General features: G+C 63.1%; 19 protein-coding genes and 1 pseudogene. 6 read left to right on the top strand and 14 right to left on the bottom strand.

Translation table 11 applies throughout. The features are described 5' to 3' along the window. Positions 1–14 precede the first annotated feature (14 nt). The 9 genes from FJ972_RS27095 to FJ972_RS27055 all read right to left on the bottom strand — a co-directional run bounded on the left by FJ972_RS27095 (position 15) and on the right by FJ972_RS27055 (position 7384). A complete protein-coding gene (locus tag FJ972_RS27095) occupies positions 15–665 on the bottom strand; it encodes a type II secretion system protein J (RefSeq protein ID WP_140496507.1) in 651 nt (216 codons plus the stop codon). Then, positions 662–1030: a type II secretion system protein J gene (locus FJ972_RS27090; RefSeq protein ID WP_140524045.1), complete on the bottom strand. Its 369-nt coding sequence runs from the start codon at positions 1028–1030 to the stop codon at positions 662–664. The genes FJ972_RS27095 and FJ972_RS27090 overlap by 4 nt, the downstream gene beginning before the upstream one ends. Then, positions 1027–1446, bottom strand: a complete 420-nt coding sequence (locus FJ972_RS27085) for a hypothetical protein (protein ID WP_140524047.1) — start codon at positions 1444–1446, stop codon at positions 1027–1029. The genes FJ972_RS27090 and FJ972_RS27085 overlap by 4 nt, the downstream gene beginning before the upstream one ends. A gap of 37 nt (positions 1447–1483) precedes the next feature. Beyond that, complete coding sequence (gene gspG / locus FJ972_RS27080; RefSeq protein ID WP_140524049.1) at positions 1484–1924, bottom strand: type II secretion system major pseudopilin GspG; 441 nt, start codon at positions 1922–1924, stop codon at positions 1484–1486. A 12-nt stretch (positions 1925–1936) separates the two neighbouring features. Beyond that, complete coding sequence (locus FJ972_RS27075) at positions 1937–3142, bottom strand: type II secretion system F family protein (protein ID WP_181173509.1); 1206 nt, start codon at positions 3140–3142, stop codon at positions 1937–1939. A gap of 124 nt (positions 3143–3266) precedes the next feature. Next, positions 3267–3758: a hypothetical protein gene (locus tag FJ972_RS27070; protein ID WP_140524052.1), complete on the bottom strand. Its 492-nt coding sequence runs from the start codon at positions 3756–3758 to the stop codon at positions 3267–3269. After that, positions 3755–4363: a GspMb/PilO family protein gene (locus tag FJ972_RS27065; protein WP_140524053.1), complete on the bottom strand. Its 609-nt coding sequence runs from the start codon at positions 4361–4363 to the stop codon at positions 3755–3757. The genes FJ972_RS27070 and FJ972_RS27065 overlap by 4 nt, the downstream gene beginning before the upstream one ends. Next, complete coding sequence (locus tag FJ972_RS27060; RefSeq protein WP_140528007.1) at positions 4360–5394, bottom strand: PilN domain-containing protein; 1035 nt, start codon at positions 5392–5394, stop codon at positions 4360–4362. The genes FJ972_RS27065 and FJ972_RS27060 overlap by 4 nt, the downstream gene beginning before the upstream one ends. Before the next feature lie 187 nt (positions 5395–5581). Further along, on the bottom strand, positions 5582–7384 hold the full coding sequence (locus FJ972_RS27055) for an IlvD/Edd family dehydratase (RefSeq protein ID WP_140524056.1): 1803 nt from the start codon (positions 7382–7384) through the stop codon (positions 5582–5584). A gap of 168 nt (positions 7385–7552) precedes the next feature. Between FJ972_RS27055 and FJ972_RS27050 the strand changes: the two genes are divergently transcribed. The 4 genes and pseudogenes from FJ972_RS27050 (at position 7553) to FJ972_RS27035 (ending at position 12880) form a co-directional block, all read left to right on the top strand. Further along, a complete protein-coding gene (locus FJ972_RS27050) occupies positions 7553–8881 on the top strand; it encodes a Re/Si-specific NAD(P)(+) transhydrogenase subunit alpha (protein WP_140524058.1) in 1329 nt (442 codons plus the stop codon). Then, positions 8881–9310: pseudogene (locus tag FJ972_RS27045) on the top strand (NAD(P) transhydrogenase subunit alpha). Before FJ972_RS27050 ends, FJ972_RS27045 begins: the two are co-directional and overlap by 1 nt. A gap of 1 nt (position 9311) precedes the next feature. Continuing rightward, the gene (locus FJ972_RS27040) at positions 9312–10712 is read left to right on the top strand and encodes an NAD(P)(+) transhydrogenase (Re/Si-specific) subunit beta (protein ID WP_140512860.1); all 1401 of its coding nucleotides are present in this window, start codon (positions 9312–9314) and stop codon (positions 10710–10712) included. Between the two features lie 428 nt (positions 10713–11140). After that, positions 11141–12880, top strand: a complete 1740-nt coding sequence (locus tag FJ972_RS27035; protein ID WP_140525791.1) for a GspE/PulE family protein — start codon at positions 11141–11143, stop codon at positions 12878–12880. Positions 12881–12947: 67 nt separating this feature from the next. Here the strand turns inward: FJ972_RS27035 and FJ972_RS27030 are convergent, their stop codons facing one another. The 4 genes from FJ972_RS27030 to FJ972_RS27015 all read right to left on the bottom strand — a co-directional run bounded on the left by FJ972_RS27030 (position 12948) and on the right by FJ972_RS27015 (position 16108). Beyond that, on the bottom strand, positions 12948–13673 hold the full coding sequence (locus FJ972_RS27030) for a DUF3299 domain-containing protein (RefSeq protein ID WP_140525790.1): 726 nt from the start codon (positions 13671–13673) through the stop codon (positions 12948–12950). After that, entirely contained in the window at positions 13670–14839 is a 1170-nt protein-coding gene (locus FJ972_RS27025; RefSeq protein ID WP_246673026.1) for an ABC transporter permease, read from the bottom strand. The genes FJ972_RS27030 and FJ972_RS27025 overlap by 4 nt, the downstream gene beginning before the upstream one ends. Positions 14840–14922: 83 nt before the next feature. After that, complete coding sequence (locus FJ972_RS27020) at positions 14923–15645, bottom strand: ABC transporter ATP-binding protein (protein ID WP_140500970.1); 723 nt, start codon at positions 15643–15645, stop codon at positions 14923–14925. A 1-nt stretch (position 15646) separates the two neighbouring features. After that, the gene (locus tag FJ972_RS27015; protein WP_181173512.1) at positions 15647–16108 is read right to left on the bottom strand and encodes a ZrgA family zinc uptake protein; all 462 of its coding nucleotides are present in this window, start codon (positions 16106–16108) and stop codon (positions 15647–15649) included. Positions 16109–16832: 724 nt separating this feature from the next. Here FJ972_RS27015 and FJ972_RS27010 point away from each other — a divergent pair. Then, complete coding sequence (locus tag FJ972_RS27010) at positions 16833–17057, top strand: hypothetical protein (RefSeq protein WP_140500975.1); 225 nt, start codon at positions 16833–16835, stop codon at positions 17055–17057. A 129-nt stretch (positions 17058–17186) separates the two neighbouring features. On the opposite strand, the gene FJ972_RS27005 is transcribed toward FJ972_RS27010, so the two are convergent. Further along, the gene (locus FJ972_RS27005) at positions 17187–17996 is read right to left on the bottom strand and encodes an IclR family transcriptional regulator (RefSeq protein WP_140500977.1); all 810 of its coding nucleotides are present in this window, start codon (positions 17994–17996) and stop codon (positions 17187–17189) included. A gap of 211 nt (positions 17997–18207) precedes the next feature. On the opposite strand from FJ972_RS27005, the gene FJ972_RS27000 reads away from it, so the two are divergent. Then, positions 18208–18498, top strand: a complete 291-nt coding sequence (locus tag FJ972_RS27000; protein ID WP_140500979.1) for a DUF1330 domain-containing protein — start codon at positions 18208–18210, stop codon at positions 18496–18498. Positions 18499–18600: the final 102 nt, after the last annotated feature.

Below are 18600 nucleotides of genomic sequence, written 5' to 3'. Positions count from 1 at the left end.
CAGCCCTGCGGAGTTCAGAAGCCGATGCCGTAGCGCTGCAGACACGGCGCGAGCGCTTCGGCCGCGCCGCAACGCGCGGGCAGCTCGACGCGTAACCGCGCATAGGCCCATTGCCGCCAGGGACGCGGAGAACTGCCGGATATCTCGATACGGACGAGTGACGGCATGCGGTTGGTGCTTGTCCATTCGGGGCTGAGCGCGCCGTCCGGCCCGGCATAGCTGAACGAAAGCTTCAGATCGCCTCGCACCAGCGGAAGATCCTCCCCGCCCTCGCCCATCCTGTGATCGCGGCGGGCACGAATGAGGGCCTCGTCGGCTCCGGCCCGACCCATCGAATAGGTGATGTCATCAAGTCCCGCACGCGGCTCGTAGCCGAGCGCTGGGCGCTCGAAGGTGACCTCGTCGGCATGGCCGGTGAAGCGGATCGCAGCGGCTCCCTCCGGGTTGGAATAGCCGGGCTGCGCCGCCTCCAGATCCTCGACCATCCGGTCGAGAATCACCGCCACCGTGTCCTCCTGCCCGCCTCTGGCGATTATCCCCTGCCATTGGCGCAGCCAGGTTCCGGTGTAGAGTGCCAGCCCGCCAAACAGCATCGTCGCAAGCACCAGCGAAGCCAATGCCTCGATCAGCGTGAAGCCGGCCCGAGCGCTGCGTTTCCTTGTCATTGCCGCTTGCCGAGGCGCACGGTCTGCATCGCGTCGTCATCCGATCCGTCGGTGCTGCGAACGGTGACGGAGTAAAGCTGCCATCCGGCGCGAGCCAGGGCAGTGCCGCGTTCGAAGCGGTACGGTTCCACGATGACCGTGAAGCCTCCGATCACGCGCCGGCCCGTTCGCAACGGGTTAAGGGTCATCGCCGCCGCCATGGCAGCCTGCATGCCGACACGGCGTTCGGTCGATCGTTCCAGACCCGCGAACGCACCTGCGGTGCCCGTGATCATGCGCGCGATCGGAACGATCAGCAGCACGGCGACGGCAAGCGAGGCCAGAACCTCGATCAGCGTGAAGCCGCGTCTGCGCCGTCCTGTCATTTCGGGCTCATTTCCACGCGGCCGGTCAACCAGTCGACGCGCAGTTCGATCTCCCGGCCGCTGGCGGACGGTGTCATGACGCCCCCACACGACCGTCCGTCGGCAAGGAAGCGCAAGGCTCTGGTTCCGCCTCGTATGGGACACCGGTCCGACGTGACCCAGTTCATGGCCACCCCATCCCTGATCGAGATCGGATTGGCGCCATCCACCTGGATGCGTTTGTTTCCCGGATCGACCCTCACGTCGGCGACGCTGCCCGTGGTCAGCGCCTTCGCTCTGCCCTTGCGGAACTCCCCGCTGACACGAACCGCCTCGCCAGAAAGCTCGGCAGCCCCGATGCTGGAACGCGGGCGCGGCATCAGCACGAAGGCCGCGAGAGCGACGATCGCAAGCGCCGCGACCACGTCGAGCAGCACGACACCGCGTTGCGTCCTTTTGCGGTTGCTGTTGCCCTTAGGGCTGGGCGGACACATTGGAGCCGCGCCCATCGGGCCCGTCGGTGGTGATGTTGAACGTCTTTCCGTCGCTTGCGTATCTGTATTCATGGCCCCACGGATCGAGCGGAACGGTCTCGCCGCGAACGTATGGCCCGTTCCAGACCTGGATGGTCGAGGGCTTGCGCACCAGCGCTCCCAGCCCCTCGGCCTGCACCGGATAACGGCCGACATCGATGTAGAAGATGTCGAGCGCGCTGGAAAACGCCTCGATCTGAAGCTTCGCCGCACGCACGCGCGAGTCGGACAACTGCGCGAGAACACGAGGACCGACGAGCGCCGAGATCAGGCCGATGATGGCCAGCACGACCAGCATCTCGATCAGCGTAAAGCCTGCCTCGCGGCGCCGGGCACGCTTGCGCTGCATGAGATTGGGACCAACTGCGAAATGAACGCTCATGCAAACAGCCTCCTAGCGGACCATGTCGTTGAATGACATGAGGGTGGACATGATCGACACGATCATACCACCGATCAAGATACTGATGGTTGCCACTGCCGCAGGGCCGACAAGCCCGACGATACGGGACAGCGAACGCTCCAGCCGCACTTCATAGAAGTCGGCGACACGATAGGCCAGCCCTGCGAGTTCGCCACTTTGCTCGCCGAGCCTCAACATGCGCACCGCCAGCGGGGGAAGCTGAAGAATCTCAAGCGCATGGCCAAGCCTATTCCCCTGCCTCAGCGCGTCGGACGCCTGCTGCGCGCGTGCCCGCGCGGCCTCGCCGTGGTCGACGGTATCGCTGATGAGCTTGAAAGCCACAGGAACCGCCACGCCGGTCTCGACCATGATGCCCAGGAGACGGGCGAAGCGCCCCGTCCGATAGCTCCCCGGTATCTCCGACAAAAGCGGAAGTTTCTTGGCGAAACCCCAAAGCCATGCCCAGAGAAGGCCCCGCCGCGCCGCCACGAACCCCAGCAATACGAGTATCGAAGCCGCAAGCAAAAGGACCAGCCCATAAGCGCGCAGGAAATTCGAGACCGCGAACATCACCACCATCAGCGTGTCCTTCTTGCCGCTCTGCATGAGCATCGGTTCGAACTGAGGAACGACCCCCACCAGGAAGAAGACCAGTACGCAGATCGTGCCGGCAAACAGGACTGCCGGATACCGCAGCGCCTCGCTGACTTTGGCCCGCAATGCCTCGAAATGCTGGCGCTCCTGCACGATGCGCGACAGGAGGGTGGGTAACTTGCCGGAGGTCTCCGCGACACGAACCATGGCGACCTGGAACGCCGGGAACAGAGCGGGCCAGGCTTCCAGCGCTCTGGAGAACGAGTTGCCCGACGCCAGGTCGGTGCGAATGCCGGCAACCACGGGCTGAAGCCTGCCGCTGTCGAATTCCTTTTCCATGATCGCCAGCGCTTCGTCGATCCGGATCCCCGCATTCAGCATGATCGACAGGTCGGAGAGCAGCCGCGTGACCTGCGACGCCGGTATCCGGGTCGAAAACAGCGGTGCGCGCGATGCAGACTGCCTCGGTTCGACACTTACCGGGATCAGCCCGCGCGCCCCGAGCTTCTGGACGGCATCGTCGGAATCGGACGCATCGATCCGCCCGAGTTCGAGACGACCCTCGCCATTCAAAGCCTTGTATGCGAATGCCGTGGAGACCATGGAGGCCAAATTTCCTAACTGTACGCCTCTACTGGAGACGTTCGTTCCTGATTGCTGTCTGTGAAAGAAACTCGCTCCATTAATCCCTGCCGGAGGCTCGGAATGTGCAACCGCTCCATTTGGATCACCCCCCTGAAGGCGTGGGCACCGGCTCCTCCGGTGGCAACATTTGTTGACCGCTTGCCTCATCCGAAAACCGCAGCGAGGCGCGTCCTCCCGCTCCATCGAGCTTGACTTCGAACTGGCCGACTTCCTTCAGGGTCCAACCTTCCCGGCTTTCCCCCGTGCGCAGCGTGAAGGCCGCCATTTCGGCCGGGGTGGTGAAGGTCGCGCTGTTGAGCCTTTCCGACCGCACGATGCCAACCAATTGCCACTCGGGCGCCGCGGCAGGCGGGGGCTCGGGTTCCGGCTCGGGCTGCACGACAATAGGTTCCGGCTCGGGGGCACCGAACGCGATCGGGGCAGTCCGGTCCGGCGAGAACAGGGGCCGATCCCGAAGCGCCGCATAGTCGCTCACCTGGCGTTCCCTGACCGATAGCTTTTCTGCGCCGAAGGACAGGCTCGAAGAGGCCGCGATGGCGGCGAGCATCATTGTCGCGCCCAGCATGGTCATCATGACTGGGGTCCCTTCTCCCGGAAGGCCGACAGCATGACGTTCAGCGACAGCGGCCGATCCATGGAACCCGAGGTCTGATTTCCCCCCAGATCGACGTTTCGGTTCAACCGAAGCCTGAAGCTATCAACGACCATGACGGGCGAGCTTGCCTCGATGGCGTACATGAGATCGGGCAGCGATTGCTCCATAACCTCGATATCGGCAGTTAAACGAATGCGTTCCAAAGACTCCAACTGAGGATCGCTTATATCGGCGACCTCACCGTCTGTGGGAACATCGACGCGCCGGATAACGGCACCCACGCGTTCAACGCGGTTGGAGAGCAGACTCTGGAATTCGGCCGAGACGAGCCCACTGGTTTGGGCATCGAGAAGAATCTTGCCCTCGCCGGGATCCAGAGCCTGGTTCGCGCCTTGGGGAACCGGGGAAGTGGACGCCTTGCTTTCGAGCAAGGCGGTACGTTCCTCATAGAGCGCCAGCGCGCCCGCCTCCGCGCGCCAGGACAGCAGCGTATCGGCGACGAGTACAAGAGCTCCGACGACCAGCAGGGCCATGACGACCAGGGATTGAAGCCGCGTGTCGCGCCACAGGGGTGTCGTCCTCATCGCAGCGAACCTCCCGTGCGGATGAGCGGGCGGGTATCGACCTCGAACTCCGAGGTAACGCCATCCTCGCCGCGCAGGGCCGATCCGACCAGCTTGCTGTCTTCGAAGCGACCCGACGATTCCAGCGCGGTCAGTACTTCGGGCACGTCCTTGGTCCGGCCCGAGAGACGCATGCGGCCATTGGCGAAGGACACCTCAATGGCATAGGAATGCGTCGGCAAAACCTGAGCCAGGTCGTCCAATGCTCCCAGCGCGCTTATCGCGTCGTCCTTGATATTCAGCGCCTCCTGCTCAGGCGCTGTTTCAGCCTTGTCCGGAGTCGCCGCCAGCGCGATTGCCTGGCGCGCCTTCTCGGCCCGGATCTCGACGGCGGCGCGGCGCTCGGCATAGTTGTTCTGGATCATCGGCCGCACCGCCGGAGCCGTGACTGCAGCGACTAGGCTTACGCCCAGAACTCCGGCAAGGACAAACTTTATCCGGCCACGCGTGCCGGTGACCCGTTGCCGCTGTGTCAATACTTCCACGGCATCGCCTTCCGGAAACGGCGCCGAGATCACGACCTGGCGGGCCTCGGCCACATTCAGGCAGGCCAAGGCAGCAGCGACACGCGACCTCGGAACGATTGCGACGGCGACGGTGATCTGCCGCGCCTCACGGCTGATCCCGAGGACCCTGTGGCCGAAATAGATATCGGAAGCAGGCAATGGCGAAAGCGCGCCCATCCGCGACGTAACGATGCCTTCGACGTGGCTGGCAGCCTCCATCGGCAGTTCGATCCGGCGCGCGATCACCCAGCTCGCCGGGATGCCGAGATGGACCGCCTTTCCATTCACCGCGGCGCGCAATGCGGCCGGCGCCTGCGTGTCTGGAGAAATCAGTATCAACAGGGGTGCTGACGGCTTTCGGCTCGTCGCCGGCTCGATTTCAAGCGCGCTCCCATCGTCCGCGACCCGCGCGACCACGCGGCTGCCGGATTTGACGCGCGCAAGTTCATCCAGCAGGGAGGCCGGTCCCGCGATCCAGTCATCCAAGCCGCGGATCGCCGCGGTGAAAGGATAAGCCATTCCGGTCAAACCCCAGAGCAGAAGCCGGCACCGGATCCGGAGTTCCGTCGCCCGCGTGAATACAAATCATAGCGCATCTTCAGGCCCTAATTCCAAATCAGTCACAGTTCTTCGCCAATCGAGCACCGATCTTGAACGCAGAGTAGGAACTGTTCTAATGATTGTCGCGCGGCAGGCCGCTGGTGACGGCGATGTTCTGGTACTTCACCGCCGGCTTCAGAACCATTCCCTCGGACAACTGGTCAACCATTGACCGCTGGATCTCCTGCCAGGGTGTCTGATGCTTCGGATATGCATAGCCGCCCTCGTTTTGCAGGTCGACGCGACGGCGCTTGATCTCGTCGTCCGACACGAGGATGTCGGCGGTCCCCTTGCGCAGGTCGATGCGTACCCGGTCACCCGTACGCAGCAGCGCAAGGCCACCACCGACGGCCGCCTCGGGCGAGGCGTTGAGGATCGATGGAGAGCCGGAAGTGCCGGACTGACGGCCATCGCCGATGCAGGGCAGCGAGTGGATGCCCGCCTTCAGCAGGTAGGCTGGCGGCTGCATGTTCACGACTTCGGCGCCGCCCGGATAACCGACTGGGCCGGCTCCGCGCATGAACAGGATGGTATTCTCGTTCAGGCCGAGTGACGGATCCTCAATGCGACGGTGGTAGTCTTCCGGACCGTCGAAGACGACGGCGACGCCCTCGAAGGCATCGGGGTCTCGCGGATTTGACAGATAGCGGTCGCGAAACTCCGGCGAGATGACCGACGTCTTCATGATTGCGGAATCGAACAGATTGCCTTTCAGGTTGATGAAGCCGGCATCCTTCCTGAGCGGATTGGCCACGGTACGGATGACCTTGCCGTCGAGATTCTCTGCCGCGGCGCAATTGTCGCCGATCGTGCGGCCGTTGACGGTCATGGCTCCAGGATGCGGCAGCAAGCCGGCCTTCATCAGCTCTGCCACCACGGCCGGCACACCGCCCGCATGATGATAGTCCTCGCCGAGATATTCACCGGCCGGCTGGAGATTTACGATCAGCGGAACGTGGTGACCGACCTTCTGCCAGTCATCGACGGTCAGCGACACGCCGAGATGCCGCGCGATGGCGTTGAGGTGGATCGGCGCATTGGTCGAGCCGCCGATGGCAGAATTGACGACGATGGCGTTCTCGAAGGCTTCCCGCGTCATGATGTCGGAGGGTTTCAAGTCCTCGCGCACCATGTCGACGATGCGCTTGCCGGTTTGGTAGGCGATCTGGCCGCGCTCGCGATAGGGTGCTGGAATGGCGGCGGAGCCCGGCAACTGCATGCCGAGCGCCTCGGCCAGCGAGTTCATCGTCGTCGCCGTGCCCATCGTGTTGCAGTAGCCGACGGACGGCGCCGATGAAGCGACGATGTCCATGAACTGGTCGTAGTCGATCTCTCCTGCCGCCAGCCTTTCGCGTGACTTCCACACGACCGTGCCGGAGCCGGTGCGTTCGCCCTTGTGCCAGCCGTTCAGCATCGGGCCGACGGACAGCGCTATGGCTGGAATGTTGACGGTGGCCGCGGCCATCAGCAGCGCCGGGGTGGTCTTGTCGCAGCCGATGGTCAGCACGACGCCATCCAGCGGATAGCCATAAAGCAACTCGACGAGAGCGAGATAGGCGAGGTTGCGGTCGAGCGCGGCGGTGGGCCGCTTGCCTGTCTCCTGGATCGGGTGGACCGGGAATTCCAGCGGCACGCCGCCGGCGGCCACAATGCCGTCGCGCACGCGCTTGGCGAGCTCGATATGATGCCGGTTGCAAGGTGACAGGTCCGAGCCCGTCTGGGCGATGCCGATAAGCGGCTTTCCGGACTGCAGTTCTTCGCGGGTCAGCCCATAGTTCAGATAGCGTTCGAGGTAGAGCGCCGTCATGCCGGGATTGTCCGGATTGTCGAACCAGTCGCGCGAGCGTAGCCGCTTCGCACCATTGATCTTGGACATTTACACCTCCAGAACCGCCGTTTGGCCATCGATATGGCATCGGCAACTGTCGGACAAGTACCCTCAATCAGATATGTGGACAAATTGCCCATTTTGTGGATTGTAGTAAGATGTGAACGATACGGCAGGCGCGCAGATGCGCCGCGTGCCGGGGAGGGGTAGCCAAGCGTGAGCCAGATCATCTTCATTCCCGCCGAGGGCGGCTCGGGCGAACCCCGTGTCGCGGCGTCGCCCGATACGGTGAAGCGCATAGCCGCCCTTGGCTTTGACTTGGTGGTTGAGAGCGGAGCGGGCACACTGTCCCGCATCGCCGACGAAGACTACGCGAAGGCCGGTGCCACCATTGGTTCCGCATCCGATGCGGCCCGTGCGGATGTGATTCTGAAGGTGCGCCGGCCGACCGATGCGGAGCTGAAAAGCTACAAGTCAGGCGCTGCGGTCATCGCTATGATGGATCCCTATGGCAATGACGCCGCCGTCGCGGCACTGGCCAAGGCCGGGGTGACGGCCTTTGCGATGGAATTCATGCCGCGCATCACGCGCGCCCAGTCGATGGACGTCTTGTCCTCGCAGGCTAACCTTGCCGGCTACCAGGCGGTGATCGACGGCGCAGCCGAATACGATCGCGCGCTGCCGATGATGATGACGGCGGCCGGCACTGTTCCTGCCGCCAAGGTGTTCATCATGGGCGTCGGCGTCGCCGGCCTGCAGGCGATCGCCACAGCGCGCCGGCTCGGCGCAGTCGTCACCGCGACCGATGTGCGCCCCGCCGCCAAGGAACAGGTCGCCTCGCTTGGCGCAAAGTTCCTCGCCGTCGAGGACGAAGAGTTCAAGGCGGCCGAGACCGCCGGCGGCTACGCCAAGGAGATGTCCAAGGATTACCAGGCCAAGCAGGCGGCGCTGACCGCCGAGCACATCGCCAAGCAGGACATCGTCATCACCACGGCGCTGATCCCCGGCCGCCCGGCGCCGAGGCTGGTGTCGGCTGACATGGTCGCCTCGATGAAGCCCGGTTCGGTGATCGTCGATCTTGCTGTGGAGCGCGGCGGCAATGTCGAGGGCGCCGAAGCAGGCAAGATCGTGACGACGGCCAACGGCGTCAAGATCGTCGGCCATCTCAACGTGCCGGGCCGCGTCGCGGCCTCCGCTTCGCTGCTCTACGCCAGGAACCTTTTTGCTTTCCTCGAGACGCTGGTCGACAAGGGCACCAAGCAGCTTGCGATCAACCGCGACGACGATCTGGTCAAGGCGACCATGCTGACCGACGGCGGCAAGATCGTCCATCCGGCCTTCGCCAAGGCCGACCAGCAGCCGCCAAAGGGCCAATATATCGAACCGCCCGCGATACCGGCCAGCACAATGGTCGCCGATGCTTCGGCGCCCAAGCAAGCCGCGCCTAGGAAAGCCGCGTCCAAGCAAGCCGCCGCATCCAAGCCCTCGCTGCCAAAGTCGCCCTCGCCAAAGTCGCCCTCGCCCAAGCCGAAAGGGACCGCGTGATGGACCAGACCTTGCAGAAAGCCCTCGACCAACTCGACCAGGCAAGTGCTGCCGTCCGGCTGGCGGTGCAGAACCTGGCAAATGCTCCCGGAGGCGCTGAGGCGGCCGGCGACGCCGCACACGCGCTGTCGGGCGGCGCCATCGATCCCTTCGTCTTCCGCCTGGCCATCTTCGTGCTGGCGATCTTCGTCGGCTATTACGTCGTCTGGTCGGTGACGCCTGCGCTGCACACGCCGCTGATGGCCGTCACCAACGCCATCTCCTCGGTCATCGTCGTCGGCGCGCTGCTTGCCGTCGGCATTGCCGCCTCGGGCGTCGCGCGCGGGCTTCGGCGGCTTCGTCGCGCTGATGCTGGTGTCGGTCAACATCTTCGGCGGCTTCCTCGTCACCCAGCGCATGCTGGCAATGTACAAGAAGAAGGACAAGTGACGTGACCGTCAATCTCGCCTCCTTCCTCTATCTGGTCTCCGGCATTCTGTTCATCCTGGCGCTGCGCGGCCTGTCGCACCCGACCACCAGCCGGCAGGGCAATCTCTACGGCATGATCGGCATGGGCATCGCCATCGCCACCACGCTGGCGCTGGCCACGCCATCGGCCGGACGCTTCGGCCTGATCGTGCTCGGCCTTGCCATTGGCGGCGGCGTCGGCGCCGTCACGGCCAGGCGCATCGCCATGACCTCGATGCCGCAACTGGTCGCCGCCTTCCACTCGCTCGTCGGCCTTGCCGCCGTGATGGTGGCGGCGGCCGCCATCTATGCGCCGGAAAGCTTCGGCATCGGCACGGCGGGCGACATCCACGCACAGGCGCTGGTCGAAATGAGCCTGGGTGTGGCCATCGGCGCCATCACCTTCACCGGCTCGGTCATCGCCTTCCTGAAGCTTGACGGGCGCATGTCCGGTAAGCCGATCATGATCGGCGGCCGCCATTTCATCAACATCGCGCTTGGCATCGCCTTGGTCGTGCTGATCGTGCTTTTGGTCACCACCGAATCGAAGCTCGTCTTCTGGCTCATCGTTGCCGCATCGCTGGTGCTGGGCGTGCTGCTCATCATCCCCATCGGCGGCGCCGACATGCCGGTGGTGGTGTCGATGCTCAACTCCTATTCGGGTTGGGCGGCCGCGGCTCTGGGCTTCACGCTCGGCAATCTGGCGCTGATCATCACCGGCGCCCTGGTCGGCTCGTCGGGCGCCATCCTGTCCTACATCATGTGCAAGGGCATGAACCGCTCCTTCATCTCCGTCATCCTCGGCGGCTTCGGTGGTGAGACCGCAGCCGCGGGCGCTGATGATGGGATCGAGCGCACGGTCAAGCAGGGCTCGGCCGACGATGCCGCCTATCTGATGATGAACGCACAGAAAGTCATCATCGTCCCTGGCTACGGCATGGCCGTCGCCCAGGCGCAGCATGCACTGCGCGAAATGGCCGACAAGCTCAAGGCCAATGGCGTCGACGTCAAATACGCCATCCACCCCGTGGCCGGCCGCATGCCGGGCCACATGAACGTGCTCTTGGCCGAAGCCAACGTGCCTTACGACGAAGTGTTCGAGCTCGAGGACATCAATTCCGAATTCGCGCAGGCCGACGTCGCCTATGTCATCGGCGCCAACGACGTCACCAACCCGTCCGCGCGGGATGACAAGTCCTCACCTATTTACGGTATGCCGATCCTCGACGTCGACAAGGCGCGCACCTGCCTGTTCGTCAAGCGCTCGCTCGGCTCCGGCTATGCCGGCATCGACAACACGCTGTTCTACAAGGACGGCACCATGATGCTGCTCGGCGACGCCAAGAAGATGACCGAGGAAATCGTCAAGGCCATGGATCACTGAGATTGATACGCCCGGCAAGGCGATGAAGCGGGAAGGGCTCCAGCCACTCCAAGCCTGCTCATTTCAACGCGGCGCAGTCTGCCTTTGCGGCCAAGATATCCTTCCTCGGCCGAAGCGGCCCTCGGCTACGATCATCACGGTCGCATGGGTCATGACGATTTCCCACCAGCTGCTGGCGGGCGTGACGCTTGCCTTGGTCGAGTGGGGTTCCGCAATATTGGCGGCGATATGTGGGTGTAGCGAAAGATTCTCAATCGCTACCTCGTGTGGCACCCGGTCCACCGTCTGGTGGGAGTAGAAGGGCACGGGCTCTTGACACCTATACCGCACAGCCTTCTGGTCTGGCGCAGCTTTCCGGGGAACCGCCGGATCCGGAATCGTACGTCAGGCAGACCGATCTGCGGACTAAACCGACAGACGGATTCGGCATGCGCAAGCCGGCGTCCATTGTGCTCAAGGGTCAAGTGCGACAGGTACGTTCAATGAACCCACAGCTTACAGACTTACACTCGCTCTTGTCGTCCATGGCCGATGCCGGACTGGCGAGCCGAGAGGCTACGCGGGGCCTTTTCGGTGAGAGCACGGCCTCGCGAGCCTCCGACCTGCACCGCCTGATCGAAGCGCAGATAGTCGACGCCGATGCCCTCGCAGGCTTCCTGTCGCCCTATTATGGCGTGCGGCTTCTCGACCGGCACCAACTCGCCGACTACAGGCCCGTCGCGCAGAATCTCTCAAACCGATTTCTTGTGGAGAACTGGATCGCGCCGCTCACGGCGCCTGACGGGAGCGCCGTCATAGGGGTTCTCCACCCTGGAGACGCAGACCCGATAGAGGCGCTGCGATCCGTTCTCGACGGGGACGTCGAGGTCTGCGTGGTTCCCGCACCCGACCTGGAATCCTGCCTGGAACGCCTTTCCGGCACCCAGGATGTTGCCCAGGCCACCGGCGAAGGAGCAACCTCCGAAGCGGCTATCGCAAGCCTGCGGGATCTCGCGAGCGGCGCGCCGGTTGTGGTTGTCGTTGACGACATCTTCCGGCGCGCGCTCGACCTGAGGGCAACCGACATCCACCTCGAACCGATGCGCGGACGGCTCGTGATGCGTTTCCGTATCGACGGCGTCTTGCGGATCATGCCTCCGCCGCCGCACGAAATGGGCGATGCGATCGTGTCGCGAATCAAGGTTCTCGCCGGCCTCGACATCACCGAGCGCCGCAAGCCTCAGGATGGTGCGATGCGCCTTCCCATCGGCGACCGCGAAGTCGAACTGCGCGTTGCCACCCTCTCCTCCATCCATGGCGAGACCGTCGTCATGCGCATCCTGCACCGCGACAGCGTCCTGCTCGATTTCGCGGGCGTGGGCCTGGATGACCAAGAACGGCAGACGCTGGACCGGCTCCTTGAGCACACCCATGGAATGATCGCCGTCGCCGGCCCGACCGGCAGCGGCAAGACGACGACGCTCGCCGCCGCGCTCTCGAAGCTAAACGATCCGGGCCGCAAGATCGTGACCATCGAGGATCCCGTCGAGTACCAGATCCCCGGCATCGTGCAGTCGCAGATCAACTCGGCGATCGGCATCACCTTCTCATCCGCGATCCGGACGTTCGTGCGACAGGACCCCGACGTGATCCTGGTCGGCGAGATACGCGACGGCGAGACGGCACGGGCCGCCGTCCAGGCAGCGCTCACCGGACACCTCGTTCTCACCACCGTCCACGCGAACACCGCGGCGGCGGCCTTCACGCGTATGCGCGACCTGGGTGTCGAGACCTATCTGCTGGTCGGCGCCGTCCGCGGCATCATCTCCCAGCGCCTGTTGCGGCGGCTCTGCGATCACTGCAAGCAGGAAGGAATTCTTTCGGCCGAGACTTTCTCCTCCGACTCGCGCTACCAGGCCGTCGGGTTCTCCCAAGGCCAGAAAGTGTTCAACGCAGTGGGCTGCGGCCGTTGCAACGGCACGGGGTATCGAGGCCGCATCGCCGTGTTCGAGATCCTGGTCCTAGAGGAAGCTATCATCGAGCTCGCTTCACAAGGAGCAGACCACTCCAGGATCGAAGCGCTCGCGCTGGAGCGGGGCATGAGCACGATGGCGCATGACGGTGCCAGGAAGGCAGGGCAAGGTCTCACCTCGCCGGCGGAGGTGCTCAGGGTCACCGGGTTTCGCTGAGCGCATCCATCCACGGACGCGCCTGCCTCCGACCAGCGGACTGGCGGTTGGCATTGCCTCCGCGGGACTATTGCCCGCCACCCTCGCCTTGATAGGGCTCGATGCTGTCGCCCTCCAGGACGTAGCCCGAAGCAACTTCGCTTGAACCGTCCACAAAGGAGAGGTCTTTCCTTTCGGACTGCACGCGCATCGTACCGGTTATCATCACGCCCTCGAACAGGGCCGCAGGTGCGTACGGAGCGGTGGATTTCAAGTAGATCACCTGGTTCGGCGGCGGTGGCGGCTCATGGATGCACGCACCAAAATAGGGGACAAGCAGGAACTCCGTCGTACCGTTCGGATCAAAATCCAGGGGCAGCAGATAGCCGGCGATGGCTACCTGCGCGCCGTCCAACTTCTTCTCGGTGAGGGTTCCACGCCTCTCGATCTCTGTAGCCCAGGCGACGTATCGTTCGTAAAGCGCATCAAGATCGACGCCTTGCTTTGCAAGTTTCTCCCTGTCGGCGTCGACCCTTTTTTTGGCTTCGTCGCGCTGAAGGGCAAACTCTTCGCTCAACTCGCCCGACGGGTGACCTTTCCAGTATAGGACATTTCTCAGGGCCTCCTGCTGCTCAAAAGGAAGTGCGTCCGGGAAATTTGCCAGCGGTTCTGTCGGCGGGATCAGCATCTCCCATTTCAGCTGGGTTGCGGCCTCGCTGAATGCCGCGCCGCAGCCCGCGCCCAAAACGGCCAGGATGAGAGCGATGCAGCGCAACATCGACCTCGCGTTGCCGAGGAATCCGGAAGTCTTCATGTTCTCACCATCATGCCATCTGCGAGTGACATCCTGTAGGCGCGACAGGCCGGCAGGAACCCGGCGGCCATCCCGCCGATCAATATTGCCAATAACAACAGGGCATCGGTTGCGGATGGGGGCTGAATGCCGATGTCGATGCCGAACTGTCTGTCAACAAGCGGGCGGGCCACCACCAGGACCGCATAAAGTGCCGCCGTTCCTATTGCGATTCCCGCTACTGTCAGCAGTGTCGCCTCTCCGACAAGAAGTCCTGCAACCGTGCCGGGCTTTGCCCCCAGCGAGCGCAATATCGCGATCTCACGCCGTCGCTCGTTGAGCGTCGACAGGATCATTGCCGACAAGCCGAGCATCGAGGTCACCACGACCATCGCGGAGACGCCAAGCAATGCGGTCTCGGCGGTGGCGACCAGTCCCCACATCTCCTGCAAGGCGACCCCCGGCAGCACAGCCGAAAGAGGCTCGGCCCTGTACTCGTTCACGCCGCGCTGGAACCCGATGACTTGCAGGCGCGACTTCAAGCCGATGATCGCGGCGGTTACCGCCTTCGGAGCAATGGTCATCTGCCGCAGACGGTCGGCCGGTGTAACTTGTCCCGGGATCCGTGAACCGGACCGCCAGTCGACATGAATGGCCTCGATAGCCTTGAGACTGACATGGAGGGATTTGTCCACCGGCGTGCCGGTACGTGCCAGTATGCCGGACACGCGAAACGGGAGGTCGTCATGCTGCGGCCCAAGGGAGCCCGCACCGTGCGCGACAGTGATCTTGTCGCCGATGGAATAGCCAAGCCGGCTCGCAACATCCGAGCCGAGGACGACATCGAACAGGTCGTCAAAGGGTGCGCCTGCGGCAAACGTCAAGGCCTGGCCGCCGCGATATTGGAAGTGCTCGAAGTAATCCGGAGTCGTCCCGATGACGCGAAAGCCGCGATGGCTGTCGCCAAGTGAAAGCGGAATTGCCCAGGCTACCTGCGGGCGCGAAACGATGTCTTCGTAGCTGCGCCAGGTGACATTGTTGGTCGCGTTGCCAATGCGGAACACCGAGTAGAGAAGGAGCTGCATGGCACCCGATCGGGCGCCAATGACCAGATCCGCACCAGACACGGTCCCGGCAAAGCTGTCTCGCGCGCCACTGCGCACCTTCTCGACACCGAGCAGAAGCATGACGCTGACGGAGATCGAAAGGATCGTCAGCAACACCGTGATCCAGCGGTTGCGCAGCGATTGCAGAGTGAGACGTGCGACAATCATGCCCGGGCTCGGCTTTTCGACGTTGTAAGGATGTCGTTGAGCTGGATCGCCCGCGTGAAATGCTGCGCCAAGCGGCGGTCGTGACTGACCATGATCAGAGTTGCCTTTGTGGCCTCGATCTGGCCGAACAGCAGGTCGAGAAAATCCTGCTGCCGATCGTCGTCGAGAGCCGATGTAGGCTCGTCGGCGACAACAATATCGGGGGAGCCGATGAGCGCCCGCGCCGTCGCGACGCGTTGCTGCTGACCGACGCTCAGGGTGGCCGCCGTCTGCTGCCCGATATCCGCCGGAAGTCCCAGGGCCGACAAGAGGCGCCGGGCTTCGCTCTCCGCGCCTCCCGCGGCCGTTGCGCGGGCGCGACGTTCCGGTGCGAAGCTGAGCGGTAACAGCACATTGTCGATGACGGCGCCGTAGGGAAGAAGATTGAACATCTGAAAGATGATGCCAAAATGTTCCGCCCGAAACCGATCGCGCCCGCTGCCGCTCAATTCGTCAAGCCGTTGCCCGAGGACTTCCAAGCGCCCAGCTTGCGCCAACGCGATGCCTGTCAGCAAGCTGAGGAGCGTCGATTTTCCGCTACCGGATGCGCCAAGCAGCAGAAGACGCTCACCGCGGGAAACTTCGAACTCGCCGATTGAGAGGCAAAACGGGTCTCGCGCGTTCCACCTGTATTCGACGCCGTGCAAGCGCACGGCGTCCGTCGCGGCGTCCGCGTTCATCTCATCTCTCCAGATAGCGCGCCTCGCGGGACACCTCGAAAGCGGTCTGTCCATTGGCATCGACGACCGTCACGCCGAGTTTCCAGGATCCGGCGAAGCGATCGAAGAAGGGGAAGTCGAGCCACGCGGCCTGGGCAGTATCCGCGCAGGCGAGAGCATAAGTTGCTCGGAACTCGGTGTGATGGGTCCCGTGCTCTTCAGAACCCGCGGCCTCACCAGCCTCCGCGGTAGCAGGGTGGTCCTCATGTTCTTCCGCGACGACTTTGACGTCGGCGGAGGTGACGGTGCACCCTGCGGAGTCGGGCATCGCGAAGAGCTTCAAGGGTTCCTTAAGGTCGGCGAGCGCGGTCTCGACGGCGCTCTTCTGCTCCGCGGTTTCAGCTTCGTGCTCAAACCCGACAATATCCATGCCAGGGGCAGCGAGCTCCATCTCAACATTGTTGGCCTCGAAAGCGATCGCCAATGTCCCGTGTCCATGAACATGTGGTCCAAGCTCTCGACGATCTTCTTCTGCGTGCGCCGTCGAAATAACAATAAACACCAGCGGCAAACAACGTCCCGGTGTGGTGATGCAATCCCATCTCTGTCTCTCCAGATCGATATGGTCATTAGCCGCCATAACAAGTGTCGGCGCGTTGCGCGACCGCGAGAAGCGGCAGTTCAGCCATCCATTCAAGCTCGCGAAGGGCCGCGGATGTCGTAGTGTGAAGAGAGTTCTCTGGTGTCCGGGCGCGCCGCAGTCGCGACCCAGTCGATCGCGTAGAAGGTGAGCTCGGAAAGGACATGAACTGCCGCAGGCGCCGGCAGTGCGGCTCCCATGGAGCCGATGATGCATATGTCACAACGGCCCTGGGACTTGTCGTCGTGGTGCCCCGACGCGGGCCCTTCTCCGGATCCTGCGAGCGACCGCTCGAAGCTGGATAAGAGCAAGCCGTTTCTATGCGTCGGGCCATCGATGTGTCCGAAAGCAAATGCGATATGGAAGAGCATGCCAAGCAATGTCACCCAGGCTATCGCCTGAGATCGTCGCAGCCATTCCGGCACAGTGAGTTCGCTTGGTGTCATCCTGGAGGATGTCCTGGTTCAAGACATGTGAGGAGGCCTGCGGGGCGCGCCGCTGAAGGTCTTGAGATACTCGGCTTAGTTGATTCGTCGAGAGCGTCGTGTGCCCTGTGACGGTTGTAGCGGTGGGCGAAGGCATTGACGAAGGGCTGCCGCTTGTCGATCTGGTGCGGCAAGTCTCGCGGCAGGATCGAAGCGGCGATTTCGAGGTGTGCGTCTGGCTTTTTCTCTCGCTTCTTGCCAATGGCTGCTGGCACGTTGGCCTCCCAATCCGCGAGCATGTCTTCGAGGCATGCTTCAACGAGCTTGTTGTGGGCCCCTTCGGGCCTGCCTGCCGGGTTCCGGACTGACCTGGCTTGAACGGCCCCCAAGGCTGTTTCGGTGCTGTTGGATCAGCCATCTTCCTCAGCGTCGAATGATAGCGATGCCGTTAAAGCGGTACGTCGATGGTGGCGATGGACGCGGTGGCGCGCCCGGCGCTACACCATCCTGGACAATTCGCCACTGATCTGTTTCGCCGTTTGACGCACCAGCCTTGCGCAGAGCTCGTGGCGCCGAGCGTCGTGCCGGTACACCGGCATGCTGATGCTGACCGCTCCGATCGGTTCCCCCGAACGATTGAAGATCGGGCTGCCGAGACAGCGGATATCCGGTTCGTTCTCCTCGTCATCGAACGCGAACCCTTGCTCGCGCGTCCGCTTCAACTCATCGAACAGCGCTTCGGGTGTCGTGAACGTCTTGGCGGTATGGCGTCTCAGATCCAGGCTCTTGATGACTTCCAACAGCCGCTGGTCTGGCAGACCAGACAGCCACGCCTTACCCACGGATGTCGAGTGAAGTTCAACCTGGCCGCCAATGCTGGTTTTCATCTGAACCCTGCTGGAGCCCACCAACTTGTCTATGTAGACCATCCGGTTGTTGCTGGGCACCGCAAGGTGAACCGCCTCATCGGTTGCGTCGCGGAGCGAAACCAGAAAATCCCTGGCGATCGTCCGCAAGTCGGAGTCCTCCCAGGTCTTGGCAGCAAGCTGGAGGAGGCGCGGCCCCAAGCGGAACGTTCCACCCTCTCCCGACTGTGTGATGAGTCCCTCCGCCGTGAGCGCCGAAACGAGACGGTAGACCGTCCCCCGGGGAAATGGCGCGCACTTTGTCAGTTGGGCAATGTCCAAGGTTCCAGGGGCATCCGCGATGATCTGCAGCACCGTGATGAACTTCGAGAACGAGGCCGCTCCCTGCACGTGAGTAGAAGCTCTCTCATCGGCTTCGTCCTGGAGCTCACTTAGGCCCATGGCGCATCTCCTTGCAAGCTTGACAACGAAACATGGTGGTACTACACGCTTTTGGACAAGCTGTCCATATTGTAGTCAGCGTCGTAGTTTCGGTTCTAGCCGTGTGATCGAGGAGGATCAACGGCAAACGCACTTGTGGCGAATTTGAATGCATCGGGACGTCCGTATCTTCCGCGAGAGGGTATGGGAATTTCTGTGGGAGAGGAAGCAGATGACCAAAAAAGGATACTGGGTTGCAATGGTCGATATCGCGGACCATGAGGGCTATAAAGAATACATTGCCTTGAACAAGGCAGCATTCGACAAATACGGGGCGTCCTTCGTCGTTCGCGCGGGAACGAGCCAGGTCATGGAGGGCCCTCACGCGAACCGCCTGGCGGTCATCGAGTTCAGGGACTACGAGACCGCTCTCGCCTGCTACAACTCTCCAGAGTATCAGACGGCGATCAAGGCCCGCGAGAAGCATGCCAAGGCACATCTGGCCGTGGTGGAAGGTGTCTGACACCGGAAGCTCGCCCGGGACCTCCTACTGGTTGGAGGGATCGTTGGCTTTACCCCTGCGCTGTTCGACCGGATGAGCAGGACAGGCCTTCATCACGCGATT

This window comes from Mesorhizobium sp. B2-1-1, assembly GCF_006442975.2.
Taxonomy (GTDB): Bacteria; Pseudomonadota; Alphaproteobacteria; order Rhizobiales; family Rhizobiaceae; genus Mesorhizobium.
Note: the sequence above shows the minus strand (reverse complement) of the source record. Positions and strands in the feature narration are given on the sequence as shown.

Coding starts and splice junctions, on each gene's coding strand:
- FJ972_RS27095 (WP_140496507.1), bottom strand. CDS start 665: ATGACAAGGAAACGCAGCGCTCGGGCCGGCTTCACGCTGATCGAGGCA.
- FJ972_RS27090 (WP_140524045.1), bottom strand. CDS start 1,030: ATGACAGGACGGCGCAGACGCGGCTTCACGCTGATCGAGGTTCTGGCC.
- gspG (WP_140524049.1), bottom strand. CDS start 1,924: ATGAGCGTTCATTTCGCAGTTGGTCCCAATCTCATGCAGCGCAAGCGT.
- FJ972_RS27075 (WP_181173509.1), bottom strand. CDS start 3,142: ATGGTCTCCACGGCATTCGCATACAAGGCTTTGAATGGCGAGGGTCGT.
- FJ972_RS27070 (WP_140524052.1), bottom strand. CDS start 3,758: ATGATGACCATGCTGGGCGCGACAATGATGCTCGCCGCCATCGCGGCC.
- FJ972_RS27065 (WP_140524053.1), bottom strand. CDS start 4,363: ATGAGGACGACACCCCTGTGGCGCGACACGCGGCTTCAATCCCTGGTC.
- FJ972_RS27055 (WP_140524056.1), bottom strand. CDS start 7,384: ATGTCCAAGATCAATGGTGCGAAGCGGCTACGCTCGCGCGACTGGTTC.
- FJ972_RS27035 (WP_140525791.1), top strand. CDS start 11,141: ATGCGCAAGCCGGCGTCCATTGTGCTCAAGGGTCAAGTGCGACAGGTA.
- FJ972_RS27030 (WP_140525790.1), bottom strand. CDS start 13,673: ATGAAGACTTCCGGATTCCTCGGCAACGCGAGGTCGATGTTGCGCTGC.
- FJ972_RS27025 (WP_246673026.1), bottom strand. CDS start 14,839: ATGCTTCTGCTCGGTGTCGAGAAGGTGCGCAGTGGCGCGCGAGACAGC.
- FJ972_RS27020 (WP_140500970.1), bottom strand. CDS start 15,645: ATGAACGCGGACGCCGCGACGGACGCCGTGCGCTTGCACGGCGTCGAA.
- FJ972_RS27005 (WP_140500977.1), bottom strand. CDS start 17,996: ATGGGCCTAAGTGAGCTCCAGGACGAAGCCGATGAGAGAGCTTCTACT.
- FJ972_RS27000 (WP_140500979.1), top strand. CDS start 18,208: ATGACCAAAAAAGGATACTGGGTTGCAATGGTCGATATCGCGGACCAT.